This window comes from Sphingobacterium corticibacter (assembly GCF_003076635.1).
Lineage (GTDB): Bacteria > Bacteroidota > Bacteroidia > Sphingobacteriales > Sphingobacteriaceae > Sphingobacterium > Sphingobacterium corticibacter.
Window position 1 is genome coordinate 285,872 of record NZ_QDKG01000005.1, and the last position, 23,430, is coordinate 309,301.

Here is a 23,430-nt window from a genome sequence, read left to right on the forward strand (position 1 = left end):
GATTCGTTATGGAAAACTGCTTCAAATTTAGGGTATAATTGTCAGAATACCTGACAGCCAAGTGTCAAGAGAATGCACTGGTGAAATTACAACCAACGAACTCGCGGATTTCGAGAATTATGTGTAACTATGCAAAAGATGAATCAAGGACCTATCGGAATTTTTGACTCTGGATTTGGCGGATTGACCGTTTTCAAATCCATTTGCGAGCGCTTGCCACAATATGACTATATCTATTTGGGTGACAATGCACGCGTACCTTATGGTAACCGATCTTTCGAGACCGTATACCAATACACCAAAGAATGTGTGTTCAAGCTCTTCGAGATGGGCTGTCCCTTAGTGATTGTGGCTTGCAATACCGCATCCGCAAAGGCTTTGCGCAGCATTCAGCAAAATGATCTTCCGCCAGGCAAAAAAGTATTAGGCGTGATTCGTCCGACCACGGAGATCATCGACCAGTATACCAAGACAGGTCATGTAGGCATTTTAGCCACACAAGGAACGGTACGATCCGAATCTTACAAAATCGAAATTCAACGTTTTCATCCGCAGATTGTGGTGCATCAGCATGCTTGTCCAGTGTGGGTGCCCTTAGTAGAAAACAATGATTTGGATAGTGAAGGCACGCATTTCTTCGTGAAAGAAGATGTGGAAGCTTTATTGAGTCAATCGCCCGAGATCGATACCATCTTGCTGGCCTGCACGCATTACCCTTTATTGCTCCCTACGATTCAAGCGCATACGCCAAAACATATCAAACTAGTTCCACAAGGTGATTTAGTGGCTGATAGTTTGGTAGAGTATCTGCAAAGACATCCCGAAGTAGAAGTGCAATGCCGACGAGGCAGTACCTATAGTTTCTACACCACAGATGATCCGGCAGACTTTGGTGAAAAGGCTAAATTATTCTTTGGACAAGAAGTAATCGCCTTTCACACGATCGTGGAAGCCGTTGATTAAGCGATAGAATCGCGTACTTCTACTCGAGTCCAGTACTTTGAGAATTTTTCAGCAGCCGCTAAGTGATCAGGATGCTTCTCGTAGATATTGACTTCGTCCATAGAAGGGAACACCGCAATCCAGTGATAAGAAAACGAATTATCAACCACTTCACGAGGCGTGGTGGGTGCTGGCGTTGCAACACGACAGGCCGTAAAGCCAGGAACTTTCTTCAATGCTTCAAAAAATTGCGGAAATTCTTCTTTTTCTTGATCCGTGAGATCGGTACGCAACCAGAAATAGACCGAATGGACAATGGTACCTTCGCCCCACGCTACCGAACCTTCAGAAGATTGTGCTGCTGGAGAACCACATGCGGTCAATACGGCGCCCGTCAACACGGTGGCGCTCACGCCTTTCAAAAAAGATTTTCTTTCCATAATTTAGTTGATGCTTTCTCGAATATACTATTATTTCATCTGTAATGCAACCGCATACAGCTTCATTTGCTTGACCATAGCCAACAAACCATTAGCTCTGGTAGGAGAAAGATGATCTTTCAACCCAATTTGATCGATGAAATATAAATCGGCATCGGCAATCTCTTTTGGTGTATGCCCGGACAATACTTTTACCATTAAGCTCACTAAACCTTTGGTGATAATCGCATCGCTATCCGCTGCAAAATCTACTGTCCCTTGATCATTCATATCCGGATGCAGCCAAACTTTGGATTGGCAACCTTTGATGATGTAGTCTTCGGTTTTATATTTTTCGTCGATGAGCGGAAGTTCTTTGCCGAGCTGGATGATGTATTCGTATTTTTCCATCCAATCTTCATAGAAAGCAAAGTCTTCTATCAATTCATCTTGTTTTTCGTTGATTGTCATGTTCTAATCTTATCGTAACATATTTGCGGCGCGTGTCACGCCTTTTACCAATGCATCCACATCCTCTTTGCTATTGTACAATGCAAAGCTGGCGCGAATGGTACCCGGAATACCGTAATAATCCATAATAGGTTGCGCACAATGATGTCCAGTACGCACTGCAATGCCCATTTTATCTAATAGCACGCCCACATCATAAGGATGCGTACCCTCAATTAAGAAAGATACCACGGAGCTTTTTTCTTTTGCCGTACCGATAAATCGCATCCCTTCTATTTTGCCCAATTCGATAGTAGCGTATTCTACTAATTCTTCTTCGTGCGCTCGAATGGCATCCAAACCAATGTCGTTGAGGTAATCAATGGCTTGCGCCAAGCAGATTCCAGCTTCTATATTCGGTGTACCGGCTTCGAACTTGAAAGGCAGTTCATTGTACGTGGTTTTTTCTAGCGTCACTTCCTTGATCATGTCGCCACCACCTTGATAAGGAGGCATAGCGTTCAACAGATCTTCTCTGCCATACAACACACCTACACCTGTGGGTCCGTACATTTTGTGTCCGGAGAAAACCAAGAAATCGACATCCAAATCCTGCACATCAATGGCGATATGCTGAATGGCTTGCGCGGCATCGACCAACACCACGGCACCATAACGATGCGCTTCGGCAATCATTTCCTTTACTGGATTGATGGTGCCCAAGGCATTCGACACATAATTGAAAGTGACCAGTTTTGTGCGTTCGCTCAGCAGTGCGTGGTAGGCTTCTAAATCTAGCTCGCCATTTTCCAGCATCGGAATCACCTTTAGGACGGCTTTCTTTTCTTCACATAGCATTTGCCAAGGCACAATGTTCGAATGATGTTCCATCGCGGTAATGATAATTTCATCGCCCTCGTTTACAAAGGCCTTACCGTAGCAATTAGACACCATATTGATGCTTTCCGTCGTGCCTTTTGTGATGATGATTTCATAATCATGTGCTGCATGAATGAACTCTTGCACCTTGCGGCGCGTCACTTCAAAAGCATCGGTGGATATCTGACTCAGATGATGCACACCGCGATGCACGTTACTATTCATATTGGTATAGTAATCCGTAATCGCTTGTATGACCTGAATCGGTTTTTGGGTAGTCGCGCCATTATCCAGATATACCAGCGGCTTATTGTGTACCTGAGTACCCAATATTGGAAAATCTGCGCGAATTTTATCTATATGAAATGGTTTCAAATGTTTCCTCTCTTTCTAATCTCAAACAAAGTTACAATATCTACTCGCAAATCACTCGTCTGAGCACCTCGTTTTCTAGAAAGCTTGACGATTAGATGAGATAACAATCAGGTATACGGCACTTTACATACAAAAGCTTAATAATTACTGATCCTAGACTACATACATCATAATTATTAGTGTAATTTATACACATTCAAAGAAAACCCTGTAACTATCTTTATTTTAATGCTTTACAACAAACAATAAACATCACTAGTTTGTATTAAGTGTAATAATTCATTTTTCTTTATCGAAATGAGATAATTAGTCGGATATTTGCAGAAAAATCATAGTTAAGGTTTACATTTCATCGAAATCATTATGTTGCTAAATCGATCTGAGAGAAAATTCCCAAGAGTCATCGTTATCGGAGGTGGCTTCGGCGGTATAGAAGTAGCGCGTCGCTTAAAAGACAAAGAAGTCGAAGTTTTATTGATCGATCGCAACAACTTCCATACTTTCCAACCCCTACTTTACCAAGTCGCGACAGGTACATTAGCGTCCGATTCTATTGCGTTTCCGCTACGCAAAATGTTCAAATCTCAGTCCAACTTTCGTTTTCGTATGGCAGAAGTATTACGCATTGACAAAGATGCTAAAGTAGTACATACCTCTGTCGGCGAGTTTGATTACGATTACTTAGTGGTGGCTAGTGGTGCTACATCCAATTTCTTTGGAAATGCCAACGTAGAGAAATATTCTCTAGGTATGAAGAGCATCCAAGAAGCACAAAATATCCGCAGCTATGTATTGCAGAACCTAGAAGAAGCCGTATTGCGCAAAAACGCAGACGATCGCGAGCGTTTCATGAATTTCGTAGTTGTTGGTGGCGGTCCTACCGGTGTAGAACTTTCTGGAGCAATCGCAGAAATACAATTGCACATGCTGAAGAAAGATTACCCAGAATTATCCAAACATGAGATGAATGTGTATCTCGTAGAAGGATTGGGTGAAGTATTAGCAGCACTTTCTGACAAATCTTCGCGCGATGCGAAACGCTACCTAGAGGAATTAGGCGTAAAAGTGATCTTAAATACGGTCGTAAAAGATTACGATGGATTGACGGTTACTCTATCCAATGGAGATCAGATCCCAACAAAAACAGTAATCTGGGGTGCAGGTGTAAAAGGTCAATTCCCGGAGGGAATCAATCCTGAACTCCTACAACGCGGCAATAGAATTAAAACAAATGGCCAATGCCAAATCATTGATATGCCAGGTGTATATGCCATTGGCGATGTAGCGGCTACTGTAACCGAAAAAACTCCTAATGGACTTCCAGGTGTAGCACCTGTTGCGCAGCAACAAGGTAAGTATGTGGCTGATCACATATTGAGCATCTTGAAGAATGAAAATAATACCGAAGATTTCAAATACTTCGACAAAGGATCGATGGCGACCGTAGGACGTAACCGTGCGGTAGTCGACATGGGTAAATTTCATCTAAAAGGATTTATCGCGTGGTGTACGTGGATGTTTGTCCACTTACTATCGATCGCTGGATTCCGCAATCAATTGGTCACTTTTATCAACTGGACCGTTAAGTTTTTCACAAAAAACTCCGGAATCCGACTGATTATCCACAAGTATCATCGTCCAGATCCATTGATGAAAACCACAGAAGAAACGGAACAAGTATAATCGTCGCACCTTTCGTTTTCGACGATATGATGTATAGAGTGGTAGTAAGCAATAGTTTACTACCATTTTTTTTGTTAGCTAGATTGCATAGCGTAAAGATTGCCGCAGCCTCGTGCCTCGGCTTTGCAAGGATGGGACCTTTACAGTGATTTAGGATTGCGCATATTTCCCTATCTTTGACTTTCAAACACTCAAAAACAACACCCTATTTCCATGGATAATAAAAGCGTCGCAAAGGTTTTCAAACTATATGGTCAGTTGATGGAACTACTCAACGAAAATCCATTTCGCACCAAAGCCATTAGCAGTGCCGCTTTTAAAATTGACAAACTTCCTTTTGCTGCCGAGAAGGCCAGTATGGAAGAACTAAGCCAACAGCCAGGAATAGGAAACAGCACCGCCGAAAAAATCAAACTCATTATTCAATCAGGCACTTTGCCGGAATTAGACAAGTTGAAGGAACAAGTACCCGAGGGAGTTTTAGAAATGCTTCACATCAAAGGCTTAGGACCAAAGAAGATTCAAATCGTTTGGAAAAATTTAAACATTGAGAGCATCGGTGAACTGTATTATGCCTGCAATGAAAACCGATTGGTAGAAGCCAAGGGATTTGGCTTGAAAACACAAGAAGAAATTAAGAAAAACATTGAGTTTTCCATTGCCAATAAAGGCTGGGTATTGTATGCCCGAGCGACACATTTTGCAGAGGCGGTGTTGGAAGCACTACAACAAAATTTCCCAGACAATCAGATCGTTTTTACGGGCGATTACCGCCGTAAGGCCGAGGTGTTGCAATACATTGATTTATTAATCGATCTGCCGCAACATGTATTGGTATCCACTTTAGAAAGCAAAGATTATGTCTTGCAGATAGATGCCGACCGCGAATCCGTACATTTCAAGGACGAGAACAATATCGCATATCGCATTTTCACGAGCGCGACGGATTCTTTTGCCAAAAACTGGCTGTTGACTACGGGATCTAGTGAGCATGTTGACTTATTGACAGCACGAAACAAAGACATCCCTAATCTAGCGACCGAAGCTGCTATTTACGAAGCGCTCGGATTGACGCTTATAGAACCAGAGTTGCGCGAAGGTTTTAATGAAATTGATTTAGCGGCAGACAATGCTTTGCCAACTTTGATTCGCAATGAAGATATCTTAGGCACATTGCACAATCACTCCACCTACTCCGATGGTGTGCATAGCTTAGAGCAAATGGCAACCTATTGTAAAGAGAGCATGGGCTTGCAATATCTTGGTATTTGTGATCACTCCAAAACTGCCGTATATGCGAATGGTCTTTCGATAGAGCGTATTGAGCAGCAATGGCAAGAAATTGACGAACTCAATCAAAAACTAGCGCCATTTAAAATATTCAAAGGTATCGAGTCTGATATCTTAGGTGATGGTTCATTGGATTATCCGGATGACATCTTAGCAAAATTTGACTTTGTCGTCGCTTCGGTACATAGCAATCTAGGCATGACGGAAGAAAAAGCGACGGAACGCTTAATTAGAGCGATTGAGAATCCGTACACCACAATCTTGGGTCACCCGACGGGTCGATTATTGCTCTCCAGAGCGGGATACCCGATTGATTACAAAAAAGTAATCGATGCCTGTGCCAGCAATCATGTGGTTATTGAGATTAATGCGAATCCGCTTCGTCTGGATTTGGACTGGCGCTGGCATCGCTACGCGTTACAAAAAGGCGTGTTATTATCCATCAATCCAGATGCGCATCGTATGGAAGGATTTCACGATATGCAATACGGCGTATTGGTCGGTCGCAAAGGCGGCCTTTCGGCCGACAAATGCTTGAATGCATTTAACCTAGAAGCGATTCAGGAGTTTTTCGACCAGCGAAAGGCTAAGAAAGCTTAGCTAATTACGAATACGCTGTAGTCATATACTTCTATCATGGCTACAGCGTAATATCTACCAGCTTTCCATCAGATAAAATCTGCAATCGTTCCTTAGCGCGCGGAGAAACTTCCAACATGCGGCACGGCTCCAACTTACTCAGATCGACACCATCCACACTAATAATCTGATCACCAGGCTTCATCATTGATTTCAAATCATCTCGATAGATAAAGCCAATTACCATTTTCTGATCCCGAACGCCAGGCGTATAAGCTGGCAATTCTGTAGTCAAATCAACAATCTTGTCAGTGCTTTCAAAATAAAAATGCTTGTGTTTATAATCCAAAATCATATCGCCATACGCCAAGAACTTCGTTCCGATTTTACTACTACCGTTCGATGTGGCGATGTTCATGTTTGTTAGATCGACTGCACAAATACCAATACGACTCGCGGTTACGGCATATTGATGACTATTCGCCGCCCCATAGATTCCCGTTGACCCAATACCCTCCAACTCCATTACTCGACTAAAAAAACCTGCTTTCTGAGCTTTTTTCTCATACTCTTTCTTGTTCAACATCAGCTGATGATTATATCCAATATCTACTAATACCGGCAGATTTGCTTTTTTATCAGTACCCAATGAAAGCGAGATATAAGGTAATAGTTGTGAACCGACCAGCTTCATTTTTATGGGCGTTGTAGTAGGATTTACCTTAGCCAAATCGTCGGTAACAACCAGCTTTTGCTCCTTCCAATCAATTTTGACGATCAAATCCCGAAAAAGATTGCTCCCAATAAATCCAACGATATCATAACAGCTGAACGGAAAGTTTTCGGAAAAATCGTGATCTAGCGCAGCATAATCGTAAAAGTTCACGCCGCCTAAGGTGAGCGAATCAATAATTCCAAGTGCCATTTTACCCTTTTGATTTTGGCTATCGCTAATCTTTTGCGATTTAGGTTTGACTTTGCTTGATAAAAATTCTCCTCGAATCATATTTGGAGCACCCGTATCAAAAAGAAAGCGATGGGTAGCACCCTGAATTTCTGCCTGCACAATAATATGGCCATGAAAAACTTCAAAAGGCAATTCGAGATAAATATCCCTTTTCACCTTGCCTTTCAAGAAAAGATGCGATTGCGCAAAAGAAGAAAATCCTGACAGCATCCATATCAAGATAAACAAGCTGTGTTTGTACATGGTTAAGAAATTGATTACCCTAATTTACCCAATTATTTACGGATACTAGCACAATCCTCAAAGATTAACCGATCCATAGCGATTTTTTGTAGATTTACTACAAAACACATTCTTCCATGATTCAAAAGTTTGCCGCGATAGTACTTTTCAGCGTTCTGTCCTTACCATTTTGCGCTTCAGCACAGCTAATGAAAGCCAAACAGCTATTCACCAAAGCCGATTCCCTACGCGGTGAACTGACTCCATACAGAACCTGTTATGATATCAAATATTATCATCTGGACGTGACCGTTGATATCGAAAACAAGCATATTGCGGGAACCAATCTATTTCGTTTTGCCGCGGTGAATGATTTCGACACCTTACAGTTCGACTTATTTGAGAATCTTTCGGTGGATAAAGTACTTTACAAAGGCAAAGAACTGAATTTCGATCGCGAATACAATGCTGTTTTCGTTGCTTTTCCAAATACGATTCCGAAAGGAAAACTCGATTCATTTGTAGTGCATTATTCGGGCAATCCTATTCAAGCGACACGTGCGCCTTGGGATGGTGGATTTGACTGGAAGCAAGATAGCAACGGCAAGCCTTGGGTAGCAACTGCTTGTCAAGGTTTGGGCGCGAGCGTGTGGTGGCCCAATAAAGATCATCAGTCGGACGAAGTGGATAGCATGCTCATCTCCGTCGCCGTACCGCAAGGTGTGATGAATGTCTCGAACGGTCGATTGGTGAAAACAGAGAAATTGAAGAATAAATACACCAAATATCACTGGAAAGTGGTTAATCCAATCAACAACTACAACGTAGCCTTGAATATTGGTGATTATGTGCACTTAAATGAGAATTATAACGGGGAGAAAGGACCGTTAACAGTAGATTATTACGTGTTGCGTGAAGATGCTGATAAGATGAGTCACCTGCAAAAGAATGTTCGCGAAACCTTGGAATCTTTTGAGCATTGGTTTGGCCCCTACCCTTTTTATGAAGATGGCTACAAAATTGTACAAACAGCGCATTTGGGCATGGAGCATCAGAGCGCCATAGCGTACGGCAATCGTTTTGGAAATGGTTATTTAGGTAGAGACAATTCGGGCACGGGTTGGGGATTAAAATGGGATTTCATTGTCGTGCATGAATCTGGACATGAATGGTTTGGTAACAACATCACTTCTAAAGATCTTGCAGACATGTGGATTCACGAAAGCTTTACCAATTATTCCGAAGCATTGTTTATCGATTACTTTCACGGCAAAGAAGCCAGCGGCGCATATGTACACGGCAATCGCAGAGGTATTTCAAACGATGCACCTATTCAAGGCCCGTACAATGTAAACAAAGAAGGCTCTGGCGATATGTATCCAAAAGGTGGCGTCATGCTTCACATGATGCGTACGATTATCAATGATGATGCGAAATGGCGCGAAATTTTGCGTGGCCTAAACAGCACGTTTTACCATAAAACAGTTGACTACAATGACATTGTACAGTACGTCAACAAAACGTCGGGCATTGATTTTTCAAAAACATTTGAGCAGTATGTGCAACACGCTGGTATACCAACTTTAGAGATTATCCGAATGCCCGAAAATCAGATTGCTTATCGTTGGATTGCTGAGGCAAAAAGTTTTGACATGCCGGTGGATATTATAGTCGGTGAAGAAAAAAGAATTCGCTTAAAACCAAACGATAAGTTTCAATTCTTGAAGCTAACGGACAGCGAGGATACGCCTATTACGGCAGATATCTTCAACTACTATATAGGCACATCTATACAATAAAGCGAGCGTTTATTCGTTGACCTATCGCACTGATCAGACACGATCTTATATTCGAGAAAGTTCCTCATTTTTTATGAATGAGTATAGCCGAAGAAAAGATTTTTTTCAGTAGGTTTGCATTTAAAATAAAACTTAGAAAATTCGCGCTAGATGGGTCTTTTTAATTGGTTTACGCAAGAAATTGCGATTGACTTGGGTACGGCGAATACCCTTATCATTCATAACGACAAAGTAGTGGTGGACGAGCCTTCTATTGTCGCATTTGATCGCACTACAAACAAAGTCATTGCGATCGGTCGGCATGCTATGCAGATGGAAGGTAAAACGCACGATAATATAAAAACGGTACGTCCGCTTCGGGATGGTGTTATTGCAGATTTTACAGCTGCTGAGCATTTGATCCGCGGTATGGTGAAGTTGGTAAACAACGGCAAGAGCTGGTTTTTCCCTTCTTTGCGTATGGTAGTTTGTATTCCTTCGGGTATTACGGAAGTAGAGAAACGCGCGGTGCGCGACTCTGCGGAGATCGCTGGAGCAAAAGAAGTATACCTGATCCACGAGCCAATGGCCGCTGCTGTCGGTATCGGTATCGATGTAGAAGAACCTGTTGGTAACATGATTATTGATATCGGCGGTGGTACGACGGAGATTGCGGTCATTGCCTTATCAGGAATTGTCTGCGATCAGTCTATTCGCGTAGCGGGAGATAACTTCGATTCGGATATCGTACAATACATCCGTCGCCAGCACAATATTATGATTGGTGAGCGCACGGCCGAGAAGATTAAAATTGAGGTCGGCTCCGCATTGCCTGAGCTACAGGATGCTCCAGAAGATTTTCCGGTACAAGGTCGCGATTTGATGACGGGTATTCCTAAGCAAATCACGGTTTCGTATACCGAGATTGCACACTGTTTGGACAAGTCTATTTCTAAAATTGAAGAAGCGATTCTAAAAGCTTTAGAGATTACACCTCCAGAGTTATCTGCGGATATTTACCAAACAGGTATTTACTTGACGGGTGGTGGTGCTTTATTACGCGGGTTGGACAAACGTGTACAAGCAAAGACCAAACTTCCGGTTCACATTGCGGAAGATCCACTTCGTGCCGTAGTACGTGGTACAGGTATCGCGTTGAAAAACATCGGAAGATTCAAGTTTTTAATGCAGTAATTCATCTCCTATAAGGAGTAGTAATAAGACACGTTTGCGGATAATGATTGCATGATTCCGTAAACGTGTCAAATAATTTTAGGGACAGGCTACACAGAGGCATTTCCGCTCGCTAGCCACCCGTAGGAGCAAAAGCAGGAAATTAAAACAACAGGATGAAAAACCTTTGGCTTTTCTTTATTCGTTATAACGCCTTTTTCTGGTTCTTGCTTTTTTTTACGGTGGCCGTCATCCTTGCCATCCGAAATAACTCTTTCCAGCGTTCTTCTTTCGTAAGCTCTTCCAATGTCGTGGTAGGTTCATTCTACGATCGATTAAATTCTTGGAAAAGCTATCTTGATCTAAGTACAACTAATGAAGATCTCGCGCGCGAGAATGCGTTACTCAGACAAAGATTACAAAAATACATATTGCGGGATACGGTAGATTCGATTCCTCTGGCTGATTCTATAGACGAAAGCCGATATGAGTTTATCGTAGCCGAAGTGGTCAATAATAGCATACACCAGAAAAGCAATTACCTTACTTTGAGCAAAGGTACCAAAGCCGGCATCGAAAAAGGCATGGGCGTCATCACCTCTAACGGTGTAGTTGGTATCGTGCTGCATGTTTCACCTAACTTTTCGACCGTACGCTCTTTATTGCACCCAGATTCTCGCGTTTCGGTCACATTAGATAGTACAGAAGCTTTTGGATCTTTGGTTTGGGGGAATAATATTGATCCTAAATTGGCCATGCTACGCGATATTCCGAATCATATCAAAGCAGAGAAAGGTCAGGTGATTCGTACCTCTGGATTCTCCTTGTTTCCAAAAGGCATTAAAGTGGGTGAAGTGGCTGAGACAGGTATTGCTTCTGGAGAAAGCTTTTTGGATATTCGGGTAAGGTTGAGCACCAACTTTTACAAGTTACATCACGTATACGTGGTCAAAGATAATTTAGAGGAAGAAAAACAAATGCTAGAAGCAGAAAGGGAAGATAATGGCTAGGATCATGTTCTACAATATCATTCGTTTTATCGCTTTGATTACTGTGCAGGTCGTTTTGTTTAAGAACATCGGGTATTACAACCTGGCGACTTTCTTTCCTTACATTTTGATTATCCTACTATTGCCTTTAGGCACTTCGAACTTCTTCGTATACCTGCTAGCCTTTGCTACAGGGTTAGCCATCGATGCGTTCTATGACTCGATGGGTATCCATACCGCAGCATGTGTTGCATTAGCTTGGTTCCGGATCGTCTTTATACGCATTACCTTAGAAATGGATGTACGACAATCTTCGGATAGCCCATCATGGGGCGGTTTAGGATCGAAATGGTATATATCCTATGTGTTCTTTGGCACATTGATTCATCATTTGACCTTATTTGTGATCGAGGTATTTTCTTTCCAGAATTTCTTGATGACCAGTTTGAGTATTTTACTAAGTAGTTTAAGTACCTTTGCCATCATCTTATTAATCAGTCTACTGTTCTACAAACGGAAGTCTCGATTAGGTATATAATTATAAACAGCCATCGCGTATATGAACAATAGCTTCTTTACACGCAAGTATATTATTCAGGGTATTTTCCTTACGACAGCCATTCTGATCGTGATTCGGCTATTTTATATCCAGATCATAGATGATAGCTACATCCTATCTGCCAACAACAACGTTTTGCGCAAGGTCATTGTGTATCCAGCGCGTGGCGCTATTCTGGATCGCAATGGAGAGATATTGGTGCAAAACGAACCAATTTACGACCTGTTGGTCACACCACGTGAAGCCAAAGACATTGATACGCTATTGCTGTGTGAGTTGATCGGAATCGACAAGAAAGGCTACATACAGCGGATCGAAAAAGCGAAAGCACATTCACCGTATCGTGCCTCACAGTTCGAAAAACAGTTGTCTTCGACGACCTATGCCCGCTTGCAAGAGCACTTGTATAAGTTTCGTGGCTTTTATGTGCAAAATCGGACGGTACGCAGTTATCCCGATAGCATCGCCGCGCAGTTTTTAGGCTACATTCAGGAAGTCAATCAACGCGACATCGAGCGTTCGGAAGGATTCTACAGACCAGGCGATTACATTGGTGCGACGGGCGTAGAGCGGGCATATGAGGATTTGTTACGCGGCAAACGAGGCATTAGAAACCAAATGGTAGATGCGCTCAATCGCCCACAAGGTTCTTTTATGGATGGCAAATACGACACATTGGCCGTTACGGGTGATGGGATGGTTTCGTCTTTGGATAAAGATCTCCAAATCTTGGCCGAGCGGCTGATGAAGAACAAATTGGGCTCTGTCGTCGCGATCGAACCATCCACTGGCGAAATATTGACCATGGTGAGCAGCCCGACCTACGATCCGAACCTCATGGTAGGTCGTGATTTGGGAAACAATTACATGGATTTGCTGAACAACGAAAACAAACCGATGTTCATTCGCCCGATTCAGGCGTCTTATCCTCCCGGATCAATTTTTAAAGTCGTGGCAGCATTAACGGCACAACAAGCTGGCATGATCGACGCGCAAACTAGATTTACCTGTAGTGGTGGTTATCGCTACGGTGGCGGACGAGGATTGATGCGTTGTACAGGCGTGCATGGCACGATCGATTTGGCACGATCCATTCAGGTTTCCTGTAATCCGTATTATGCGAATGTATTTGCGCGTATGATTGATTCACGTGGTATGTCGGGACCACAAGCGTATGATTTGTGGCGTGAGGCGCTGATGAAATTTGGCTTGGGAAATACCTTAGGTATTGATTTGCCCGGTGAAAAACCTGGACTTGTACCCACGTCGAACTATTACACCAAAATATATGGTAGTAGCAAATGGCGCTCTTCTTTCAATATCTCCCTGTCTATCGGACAAGGTGAATTGGGTATCACGCCTTTGCAAATGGCTAATATCACCGCGATTGTAGCTAATAGAGGATTTTATTATCGTCCGCACCTGATCAAAGGCATTGGTGACAAGCAGATTGTAAAACCAGAATTCACGGAGAAGATTTCAGCAGGTGTAGATGCCAAATATTATGAGCCTGTGATCGAAGGAATGAGTCGCGTGGTGAACCAAGGTGGTTCTGGACGCGCGGTGGCCATTCCCGGTATAGAGATGTGTGGAAAAACGGGAACGGTACAAAATCCACATGGTGAAAACCATGCGGTATTCTTTGCATTCGCGCCACGCGAAAACCCAAAAATTGCAATTGCGGTGTTTGTGGAAAATGCGGGATATGGTGGTACTTGGGCAGCGCCAATAGCCAGTATGCTGGTCGAAAAGTATATTCGCGATACCATTTCGTTGCCTAAATACTTACAAGACCGCATATACAATGGTGATCTACGACCAAAGCCTAAAAAGCCAGTCGCACCAGCTAATACGGCTCTAAATAAACCGGTTGACAGCAAGAAACAGAAGCCAGAGCAAGCGGCATTATTGGTACACCACAGTCAAAGACCGCGCAGATCGTAGTCATTGATATATAAAACAAGAAATAGAAAGATCGTACACATATGAATAGTTTACATAAGAAGAGCTTTTTTGGACAGATCGACTGGTGGACGATCTGCCTGTGGTTCATGCTTTGTATGATCGGCTGGTTTAATATTCATGCGGCCGTGTATGATCCAGATCAAGCTAGTCTATTTAATCTGAACACCAACTACGGCAAGCAATCGATCTTTATCGGTACAGCGCTTATTATTGGATTCAGCATCTTGATTATCGAGGCCAACTTCTTTATTTCCTCTGCGCCGTTCGTTTACTTTATTGTCACCTTGCTCCTTATCGCTGTACTGGTCGTAGGGCGAAACGTGGGTGGTAATCAAGCTTGGATTCCTTTAGGAAGCTTCCGACTTCAGCCTTCCGAATTTGGTAAGCTGGCAACATGCCTGCTCCTCGCGTTTTACCTCAGCAACCAGATCACCAAAAATCCTAATCTGAAGACGTTGTTTTTTGGATCGTTGATCGTTCTTTTTCCGGTAATGCTCGTCATGCTACAGCCCGATACCGGTTCGGCATTAGCTTTCTTTGCGTTAATATTTGTTTTTTATAGGGAAGGTTATGTCGGCACGCAAGTGTTGGTGATTGGTGGATTAGCCATCATCTTGTTCTTGTTGGCGTTGCTATTCAATCAATGGATATTGATTGGTGTGCTGGCCGCAATAGCTGGACTTTTTATGTACTTGCTACGTCGGAAGCGCAAGAACTTAATTAACATTGCCATATTGTTTCTAGCCTCTTCCACCTACATCTTATGTGTGGATTTTGCGTACGACAATATTTTGCAAACGCACCAGAGAAATCGTATTGATATTATTCTGGGCAAGATTGATGATCCGCGTGGACAAGGTTATAACCTCAATCAATCCATGATCGCGATCGGATCTGGACAGCTATTTGGCAAAGGTTATTTGCAGGGAACGCAGACTAAGTACAATTTCGTACCAGAGCAAAGTACGGACTTTATTTTCTGTACCGTGGGCGAAGAATGGGGTTTTGTCGGTTGCGTGGTTCTGATTAGTGTGTACATCGCTTTACTGATGCGACTAGTCCACATTGCCGAACGGCAACGATCAGCCTTTGGCCGCATCTACGGTTACGGTGTCGTTTCCATTATCTTCTTCCACTTCTTTATCAATATCGGGATGACGATTGGAATTGTGCCAGTTATCGGTATTCCATTGCCATTTATCAGTTATGGCGGATCTTCTTTATGGTCGTTCACCATCCTGCTATTCATTCTCCTAAAATTCGATTCTTCCCGCAAAGGTTTATCGAACATGTAAGCTATTTCATACCGAATTTTGATCTGCCGAATACCTGCAGTGGCATGCTGCTAGAGCTTAGAATTTGAGCGAGAAAAGAGAATTAGATCGCTTGCGCGATGGCATAGCCAGATGCCCAAGCCCATTGGAAATTGTAACCGCCCAGCCAACCCGTAATATCGACTGCTTCACCACCAAAGTACAGTCCTTTCACCAGATTAGATTCTAGCGTCTTGGCATTCAATTCATCTGTGGCTACGCCACCTGACATCACTTCTGCTTTGTCGTAACCTTTGTCACCTGCTGGTTTTACTTGGAAGCGATGAATCGTATCTTGAATACGTTGCGCATCTGCTTTGCTTAGTGAAGCAATTTTTAGGGTTAATGGTAGCATATCCGCCATGGCATCGACCAATTTTTTAGAGAAATGATCTTGTAGCAATTGTGCAACCGTACGCTTACCGCCTAGCTGGCGTTCTGCTTTAATCAATTGATCCAATCGATTTGTCGGGAGTAGATCGATGGAAAACGTCTCACCTGCGCGCCAATACGATGAGATTTGCAAAATAGCAGGGCCGCTCAATCCCCAATGGGTAAATAGAATATTTTCTTCGAAGGAGATGCGCTCATTCCATACACGCGCAAACAGGGAATTACCCGATAACGCCGCGTACCAAGCCGCCTCTTTTCCCGTAATCGTCAGTGGTACCAAAGCGGGTGCAGTACGCACAATGCGATGTCCGAAATCACGCGCTACACGAATGGCAAAGTCCGAAGCCCCGAGTTTCTGCACGGGTAAACCACCAGAAGCCATCACGACTTTATTCGTGATGAGTTGCTGCAACGAGCCACTTCGCTCTACGGCAATTTCAAAGCCTTTGTCCGTTTTCTTGACACCTTTCACCAAGCTATCCAACCACAGCTCCTGCCCCGTTTGATTCATCAAACGCAAAAATACATCGACAATATCTTTAGCTTTGTTGGAAGTGGGAAATAATTGCCCTAAGGTCTTTTCCGCACCTTGGATAGATCCATAGCCTTCGAAAAAGGAAATCGTATCATCCACGGTCCACTGGCTAAACGCAGCATGTAAAAAGTTCGGATTTTCGGTAACGAAATTATCAATCGATGTATGCAGGTTAGTATAATTGCAACGGCCACCACCAGAGATCAAGATCTTAGCGCCCGGTTTGCTATTGCGCTCCAGCACCAACACACGCTTGCCCAATAAGCCCGCTTGTACAGCGCACATCAAGCCACAGGCGCCTGCACCAATGATGATCGCATCATATTTAATCATATGCAATGAGTTCTCCGGCTAAAGAGATGACGGTTTTTTTGTTCCAAGATTGCTCGCAAAGCTCCAATATGCGGATCACGTCACGTGCTTGCTCTGGCTGTACGTTAAGTGTATTTTTGCCTTGCAATACATCGACCACATTGGCATAAAAATCTTGTCCGGATCCGCGCTCGCTTACCACTTGCTTTGTAGTTTCTACTTGATGGGCATCGACGATAGCAAGCGTTCCATAAGTCGATTCGGGTTCTATTCCCCAATCCGCATTCAGGTGCGGTAAACTGCCACTGCGAAGTAGATCTTCTTGTGGATCCGTTCCTGGTTTCACAAAACAACCGCCTGTGCCATATAGTGCATAGCGTGGTGTTGGCAGTTTGGCCAACATCTGTCCTTTCAGCGAAACTTTATGCGTAGGATACGAAAGAATAATTTCAAAATCATCTACGGCTGCTGCACCATCTCGTTGTACGCGAAGATCCGCAAAAAGGGAAGTTGGCGCACCGAACAATTGCAACGCTTGATCGATTAGATGTGCGCCCAAATCGTAGTGAATACCAGATCCGGGCAAATTCTGCTCGCGCCAAGCGCCTTCGCGCAAATAATTGCGAAAACGATCGTATCGCGCTTCATAATTCGTCAATCTGCCGACGGCTTTTTCTTGAATGAGCTTGCGAACGGTCTTAAAATCCGAATGAAAGCGCGCATTGTGATGCACCGTGAGTAGCAAATTCTTTTGCGCTGCTAAAGCGATGAGTTCATCCCCTTCTGCACTTGTATTGGTAAATGGTTTTTCGACCACGACGTGTTTGCCAGCAAGCAAAGCCGCCTTCGCAAAATCGTAGTGTACGTCATTGGAAGTTGCCACAACGACGATATCAATGACAGGATCATCAAAGATATCGGTTGCAGATTGTACTGCAATGGCATCTGGATAGCGTTCGGCAAGCAGCGTTTGCTGTTCCTCCTTACGCGCGGTTACTTTGTAGAGCTGCAAGGCAGGATTTCCCGCGATAAAAGGCGCATGAAAAACTTGACCACCAATAGAGAAACCAATTAAACCAACTTTATACATTTTCGACAATTACATACTTTCCGGAACCGTGATTCCCATTAAACCCATACATCTAGCAATCACCGATGCCGTAGCAGCAGATAGTTTTAAGCGAAATGCTTTAATGTGTTCCTCTTCTACTTTTAGAATGCTCAACTCGTGGTAAAACTTGTTATAAAGCTTAGCCAATTCGTAAACATAATTGGCAATCTGTGCCGGACTGAAATCTTTTGCAGCCGCTTCTACCGTTTGTGGGTAGTTGGATAAAGCTTGAATCAAATCACGTTCGTACTCCGTAATCGTATCTACAGACTGATCCGAGTTCACCTCACCTGCTTTACGTAATACCGATTTGATACGTGCGTGAGTATATTGAATAAACGGACCGGTATGACCTTGGAAATCGACAGATTCGTTTGGATCGAATAACAAGCGTTTTTTTGGATCTACTTTCAACAAGAAGTATTTCAAAGCGCCCATACCGATCGTGCGATACAGTTCCTGCTTTTCTTCTTCGGAGAATCCTTCTGTCTTGCCTAGTTCTTCGGTACGTGCTTGCGCCGTTTCGATCATCTCTGCCATCAAATCATCGGCATCAACAACCGTTCCTTCGCGGGATTTCATCTTGCCAGAAGGTAAGTCAACCATACCGTACGATAGGTGGAAAAGACCATCTGCCCAAGCCTTACCTAGTTTTTTAAGAATCAAGAACAACACTTTAAAGTGATAATCTTGCTCATTCCCCACCACATAGATCGATTCTTCCATACCAAACTCATCGTATTTTAATTGAGCGGTGCCCAAATCTTGCGTGATGTATACCGAAGTACCATCGCCACGCAATACGAGTTTTTCATCCAGGCCATCGGTGGTGAGGTCGATCCAGACCGAGTTATCTTCTTTTTTGAAGAATACGCCTTTATCCAGTCCTTCCTGAATAATATCTTTTCCTAATAAATAGGTATCCGATTCGTAGTAGAATTTATCGAAAGAAACGCCCAAAGAATCGTAGGTAACACCAAAACCAGCATACACCCATTCGTTCATGGTTTTCCACAATTGGATGACGGCGTCATCGCCTGCTTCCCATTGCTGCAACATATGCTGCGCCTCTTTGATCAAGGGCGCATTCTTCTTAGCTTCTTCTTCCGTTTGTCCTTGCGCTTTAAGCGCATCGATTTCGACTTTGTAAGCCTTGTCAAAGGCGACATAATATTTACCGACCAAATGATCGCCTTTCAATCCAGCTGTTTCTGGTGTTTCGCCATGGCCAAATTTCTGCCAAGCCAACATCGACTTACAGATATGAATACCACGATCATTAATCAAATTAGCTTTGACCACATCATAACCATACGCTTTCCAGATCTCTGCCACCGAAAAACCTAAAAGATTATTGCGGATATGACCTAGGTGCAATGGTTTATTGGTATTGGGCGATGAATACTCCACCATGATACGTTTGCCTGTCGGCTCGAAGACACCAAAGTCAGGAGCTGAAATCGATTCGTGCAACAAGTTGATCCAATAATCATCCGACAGGACAATATTCAAAAATCCTTTGATGACATTATAAGATACTACTTCCGCAATTTGCTGTTGAAGTAATTCACCAATTTCTTGTCCAGTTTGCTCCGGCGATTTCTTAGAAAAACGGGTTACGGGAAAAATTACAATCGTAAATTGTCCTTCAAACTCTTTTCGAGTTTCTTGCAAACTAATTTGAGTATCAGGAATATCCGCTTGATAAAGCGATTTTACCGCGTTCACGGTCTCGGCAACGAGTCTTTGTGGAATTGATGAATCCGCCATATAAATGTAAGAATGTTATAAAGCTTCTGATAATGAGGGTGAAAAATTACGGTGTTTGTAATAGGTATTCATTACGAAAGCATATCTTTGCCAAAAATAACAAAAAATGCAGAGCTATCAGGAATTTCTTGACTTAAGTGTCGGTTTCCCGCAAGACGGATTCGACATCATTGATGACGAATTATACTTCCACGATCTAAACCTCATGGAGTTAATAGAGACGTATGGCACGCCCCTGCGTTTTACCTACCTCCCGATCATCAGCAAAAAGATCCAACAGGCTAAAATCCTTTTTCAAACTGCCATCTTAAAGCATAATTACCGCGGTTCGTACAAGTATTGTTACTGTACGAAATCTTCGCATTTCAAGCATGTGGTAGAAGAAGCGTTGAAAAATGATATTCACCTCGAAACTTCTTCGGCATTTGATATGCCAATGATTGATGCATTAGAACGCCAAGGCACGGTAACGAAGGATATTACCGTGATCTGCAATGGTTTCAAAACCTATCAATACAAGCAGTATATCGTGGATATGTTGCACGATGGATACACTAATATCATTCCGGTACTGGACAACAAAGAGGAGTTCAACATGTACGATGATGAGGTCGAGTTGGGCACACCTTGTAATTTAGGAATTCGTATTGCGGCAGAGGAACAACCCGATTCGCAATTTTACACTTCTCGTCTCGGAATCCGCATGGAAGATGTGATCGATTTTTACAACTCTAAAATTGCCGAAAATCCGCATTTCAAGGTGAAGTTGTTACACTTTTTTATCAACTCAGGTATTTCAGATACGCCATATTATTGGAATGAGTTGGAGAAATACGTGACGTTGTACTGTAAATTCAAGAAAATCAATCCAGATCTAGATACCTTAGATATTGGTGGTGGTATGCCATTCAAAGATTCTTTGGTACATGATTTCGACTTTGAATACATGGTTAACGAGATCGTGAACCGCATCAAACAAATCTGTGCACACCACGAAGTATTGGAACCAGATATCATTACCGAGTTCGGAAAATACACCGTGGCTGAAGCTTCGGGTATCTTATACAAAGTATTGGGTCGTAAGCAACAGAATGACCGTGAAAAATGGTTGATGTTGGATGGTTCATTCATCACTAACTTGCCAGATGTGTGGGCGCTTAACCAAAAATACATTTTGCTTCCGATCAATAATTGGGATTCAGAGTACGAACGCGTCAACTTAGGTGGTATTACTTGTGATGGACAGGATTATTACAACCAAGAAGCACATATGAACTCGGTATTTATGCCGAAAACTCGTAAAGTGCAGTATTTGGGATTCTTCCATACGGGTGCTTATCAAGAAGTATTGAGCGGATATGGTGGTATACACCACTGCTTGCTCCCTTCCCCTAAGCATGTTTTGATTCGCAGAAATCGCGACGAGACATTCAACTACGAAGTGTTTGGTGAGGAGCAAAACTCGAAACAAGTGATGAAATTACTGGGTTATCAATAACCTTTTATTCATTTAATAGATACCCATCTTTGAAACGTTTTATGTGGATTCTTATAATCGTACTGGTATTCATAGCCTTGGCTTTTTACCTGTTTAGCAAGCAAGATAAGATTGGGTATTATGCCAAAGGCGAACGCCTGCAACGTATGGAGGCGGCGCCTAATTTTAAAAACGGTGTGTTTGACAACTTGGAAAACACACCAAGCTTAGCCGAAGGAGAAACCATGTTGACCGTGATGCGCAAATGGCTTTTCACGAGCAATCCCAATAAGCAACCATTATCCGAACTGCCGCACGTGCAGACCGACCTAAATGCGCTGCCTTTAGATAGCAATGTATTGGTTTGGTTTGGTCACTCTTCCTATTACCTGCAATTGGATGGCAAACGTATTTTGGTAGATCCAGTTTTTAGTGGCAATGCATCACCCATTAATAATATCAAAGCGTTCTTGGGCACGAATACATTCGGCGTAGCCGAAATGCCTGAAATGGATATCCTCATCATCAGTCATGATCATTGGGATCACTTAGATTATGCCACGATCCGTTCTTTACAACCCAAAGTAAAACGCGTATTGACTGGATTAGGTGTCGGCGCACATTTTGAAGGTTGGGGCTATCCGGCAGCCAAAATCACGGAACTGTATTGGGGAGAAACCGCAGATATTGATGGCTTGCATTTCACCAGTTGTACGGCACGTCATTTTTCGGGACGCTGGTTGACGCGTAATACCAGTTTGTGGTCTTCTTTTGCCGTTCGCTCCAGCAATCTCAATATGTATTTAGGTGGAGATAGCGGTTATGGCAAGCATTTCAAAGAAATCGGTGCAGCTTTAGGACCGTTTGATTGGGCGATCTTAGAGAACGGACAATACAATGAGTCTTGGAGATATATCCATATGCTGCCCGATGAAGTCGTACAAGCGAGCCAAGAGCTACACGCGCAAAGATTTATTCCGGTACACTCTGCCAAATTCGTATTATCCATCCACGATTGGGATGAACCATTGAAAGAAGTGACTAAATATGCCAAGAATAAATCGGCGCTAGCCGCCACTCCCAAAATTGGCGAGGTCGTCTATTTGAACCAAAATCAGTCCTTCAACGCATGGTGGGAAAATATTTAGCAATAGCTTAGTACCATTTTAATATGGGCTTAACATAGCCCTAGTACCTTCGTGGCACATCAGAGAACTTACGTGCCAACCAAACCGCTAGGTATTCGTTACATCAATCGACGTCCGATTGTTGTTTTTAGTTTTGCTTTTGGTTAAATTTGGTCTTCTCTACCATAAGATCTCAATCTTACAATGAAGAGTACATGACGAGCCCAACTATTGACAATAAAATCTACCTGCAGGACGTGGATCATTTCCAGTCTGTGTACCGTGATTTTTTTGCGCCCTTATGTCTCTTCGCTTCCAAATTTATTCCTGAGAATGAAAAAGACCTGGTCAACTCTCTTTTTGTAAAGCTCTGGCAACGTGAAATGGCCTTCGACAGCTACGAACATTGTCGTAATTACCTGTACAAAGCCGTACATCATGCCTGTTTGGACGAGTTAAGCCTACAAAAAAACAGTAGACTACGCGAAGATGGTTATGCGCGATCGATGCCACTCGAAGATGCAGCCGTAGATCATGTAATCATCGAGAATGAATACTGGGCGATGATCTTCCGCGGATTAGAAAAGCTACCAGCGGCATACAGCAACGTACTTACCATGAGTTATGTGGAAGGCTTGAAAAATCAAGAAATCGCACAAGAGCTCAATTTATCGATGCAAACGGTGAAAAACCAAAAGTCGAAAGGGCTTAAATTACTGCGCTCCCTGCTGCTGAAGCATGCTTCGATCCCTACTCTCCTATACTGGTTGCTGAATTTATAAAAGAAGGAGACAAGATTTAGCCCGTCACCTTCAGACTCACTCCAATACCATAACCTCACTAAGGATTAAGCATTACTTCATTCAAGTCCCGCCTTACATTCGGCATTTATTCGGGTTTCTAAGTACAGTTTCAATAGAATACCAATACAGTACTAATACTTAAAATGACTATGTGAGTTACACTAGCAATACACTAACGATACGTGAAAGGTTAAGTGTCTTATCCTAAAATACCTATACAGGTTGCTTAATAAATCCTGAATTGGTTATACATGCTATTTGTTAATCCTAATTGTACTGTACACTGCAATTTTATAATCCTGCTTGAACTATACAAGTT

General features: G+C 42.9%; 19 protein-coding genes. 12 read left to right on the forward strand and 7 right to left on the reverse strand.

The annotated features are described in order from the left end of the window. The first annotated feature begins 138 nt into the window (after positions 1 to 138). A complete protein-coding gene (gene murI / locus DC487_RS14085; protein ID WP_207774434.1) occupies positions 139 to 963 on the forward strand; it encodes a glutamate racemase in 825 nt (274 codons plus the stop codon). On the opposite strand, the gene DC487_RS14090 is transcribed toward murI, so the two are convergent. Genes DC487_RS14090 through DC487_RS14100 form a run of 3 tightly spaced genes read right to left on the reverse strand, consistent with a single transcriptional unit; the run spans position 960 to position 3,065 of the window. Further along, complete coding sequence (locus DC487_RS14090) at positions 960 to 1,382, reverse strand: Dabb family protein (RefSeq protein ID WP_116776595.1); 423 nt, start codon at positions 1,380 to 1,382, stop codon at positions 960 to 962. The two genes, murI and DC487_RS14090, sit on opposite strands and share 4 nt — an antisense overlap. Positions 1,383 to 1,412: 30 nt before the next feature. Then, positions 1,413 to 1,832, reverse strand: a complete 420-nt coding sequence (locus DC487_RS14095) for a SufE family protein (RefSeq protein ID WP_116776596.1) — start codon at positions 1,830 to 1,832, stop codon at positions 1,413 to 1,415. Between the two features lie 9 nt (positions 1,833 to 1,841). Next, a complete protein-coding gene (locus tag DC487_RS14100) occupies positions 1,842 to 3,065 on the reverse strand; it encodes an aminotransferase class V-fold PLP-dependent enzyme (protein WP_116776597.1) in 1,224 nt (407 codons plus the stop codon). Positions 3,066 to 3,428: 363 nt separating this feature from the next. Here DC487_RS14100 and DC487_RS14105 point away from each other — a divergent pair, with 363 nt between their 5' ends. Both DC487_RS14105 and DC487_RS14110 read left to right on the forward strand, forming a co-directional pair. Next, a complete protein-coding gene (locus DC487_RS14105; protein WP_116776598.1) occupies positions 3,429 to 4,748 on the forward strand; it encodes an NAD(P)/FAD-dependent oxidoreductase in 1,320 nt (439 codons plus the stop codon). Positions 4,749 to 4,961: 213 nt separating this feature from the next. Continuing rightward, a complete protein-coding gene (locus DC487_RS14110; protein ID WP_116776599.1) occupies positions 4,962 to 6,638 on the forward strand; it encodes a DNA polymerase/3'-5' exonuclease PolX in 1,677 nt (558 codons plus the stop codon). A gap of 40 nt (positions 6,639 to 6,678) precedes the next feature. On the opposite strand, the gene DC487_RS14115 is transcribed toward DC487_RS14110, so the two are convergent. Continuing rightward, entirely contained in the window at positions 6,679 to 7,827 is a 1,149-nt protein-coding gene (locus tag DC487_RS14115) for a pepsin/retropepsin-like aspartic protease family protein (RefSeq protein WP_116776600.1), read from the reverse strand. Positions 7,828 to 8,015: 188 nt separating this feature from the next. On the opposite strand from DC487_RS14115, the gene DC487_RS14120 reads away from it, so the two are divergent. The 6 genes from DC487_RS14120 to rodA all read left to right on the forward strand — a co-directional run bounded on the left by DC487_RS14120 (position 8,016) and on the right by rodA (position 15,565). Next, complete coding sequence (locus tag DC487_RS14120) at positions 8,016 to 9,605, forward strand: M1 family metallopeptidase (protein ID WP_239016393.1); 1,590 nt, start codon at positions 8,016 to 8,018, stop codon at positions 9,603 to 9,605. A gap of 150 nt (positions 9,606 to 9,755) precedes the next feature. Further along, complete coding sequence (locus DC487_RS14125) at positions 9,756 to 10,778, forward strand: rod shape-determining protein (RefSeq protein ID WP_116776602.1); 1,023 nt, start codon at positions 9,756 to 9,758, stop codon at positions 10,776 to 10,778. A 155-nt stretch (positions 10,779 to 10,933) separates the two neighbouring features. Next, complete coding sequence (gene mreC, locus DC487_RS14130) at positions 10,934 to 11,767, forward strand: rod shape-determining protein MreC (protein WP_116776603.1); 834 nt, start codon at positions 10,934 to 10,936, stop codon at positions 11,765 to 11,767. Beyond that, positions 11,760 to 12,284 (forward strand): rod shape-determining protein MreD, encoded by a 525-nt coding sequence (locus tag DC487_RS14135; RefSeq protein ID WP_116776604.1) that lies wholly within the window; start codon positions 11,760 to 11,762, stop codon positions 12,282 to 12,284. The genes mreC and DC487_RS14135 overlap by 8 nt, the downstream gene beginning before the upstream one ends. 21 nt (positions 12,285 to 12,305) lie before the next feature. Then, positions 12,306 to 14,249 (forward strand): penicillin-binding protein 2, encoded by a 1,944-nt coding sequence (mrdA, locus tag DC487_RS14140; RefSeq protein ID WP_116776605.1) that lies wholly within the window; start codon positions 12,306 to 12,308, stop codon positions 14,247 to 14,249. Between the two features lie 41 nt (positions 14,250 to 14,290). Beyond that, a complete protein-coding gene (gene rodA, locus DC487_RS14145; protein WP_116776606.1) occupies positions 14,291 to 15,565 on the forward strand; it encodes a rod shape-determining protein RodA in 1,275 nt (424 codons plus the stop codon). Positions 15,566 to 15,647: 82 nt separating this feature from the next. On the opposite strand, the gene DC487_RS14150 is transcribed toward rodA, so the two are convergent. The 3 genes from DC487_RS14150 to argS are packed head-to-tail and all read right to left on the reverse strand — an operon-like array spanning position 15,648 to position 19,704. Continuing rightward, the gene (locus tag DC487_RS14150) at positions 15,648 to 16,841 is read right to left on the reverse strand and encodes a BaiN/RdsA family NAD(P)/FAD-dependent oxidoreductase (RefSeq protein WP_116776628.1); all 1,194 of its coding nucleotides are present in this window, start codon (positions 16,839 to 16,841) and stop codon (positions 15,648 to 15,650) included. Continuing rightward, the gene (locus DC487_RS14155) at positions 16,837 to 17,913 is read right to left on the reverse strand and encodes a Gfo/Idh/MocA family oxidoreductase (RefSeq protein WP_116776607.1); all 1,077 of its coding nucleotides are present in this window, start codon (positions 17,911 to 17,913) and stop codon (positions 16,837 to 16,839) included. The genes DC487_RS14150 and DC487_RS14155 overlap by 5 nt, the downstream gene beginning before the upstream one ends. Before the next feature lie 9 nt (positions 17,914 to 17,922). Continuing rightward, on the reverse strand, positions 17,923 to 19,704 hold the full coding sequence (gene argS / locus DC487_RS14160) for an arginine--tRNA ligase (RefSeq protein ID WP_116776608.1): 1,782 nt from the start codon (positions 19,702 to 19,704) through the stop codon (positions 17,923 to 17,925). A 106-nt stretch (positions 19,705 to 19,810) separates the two neighbouring features. Between argS and DC487_RS14165 the strand changes: the two genes are divergently transcribed. From DC487_RS14165 to DC487_RS14175, 3 genes are all read left to right on the forward strand, one after another. Then, complete coding sequence (locus DC487_RS14165; protein ID WP_116776609.1) at positions 19,811 to 21,202, forward strand: arginine decarboxylase; 1,392 nt, start codon at positions 19,811 to 19,813, stop codon at positions 21,200 to 21,202. 41 nt (positions 21,203 to 21,243) lie between these two features. Beyond that, positions 21,244 to 22,329: an MBL fold metallo-hydrolase gene (locus DC487_RS14170; protein WP_116776610.1), complete on the forward strand. Its 1,086-nt coding sequence runs from the start codon at positions 21,244 to 21,246 to the stop codon at positions 22,327 to 22,329. 194 nt (positions 22,330 to 22,523) lie between these two features. Then, a complete protein-coding gene (locus DC487_RS14175; RefSeq protein WP_133228606.1) occupies positions 22,524 to 23,090 on the forward strand; it encodes a sigma-70 family RNA polymerase sigma factor in 567 nt (188 codons plus the stop codon). Positions 23,091 to 23,430 lie beyond the last annotated feature (340 nt).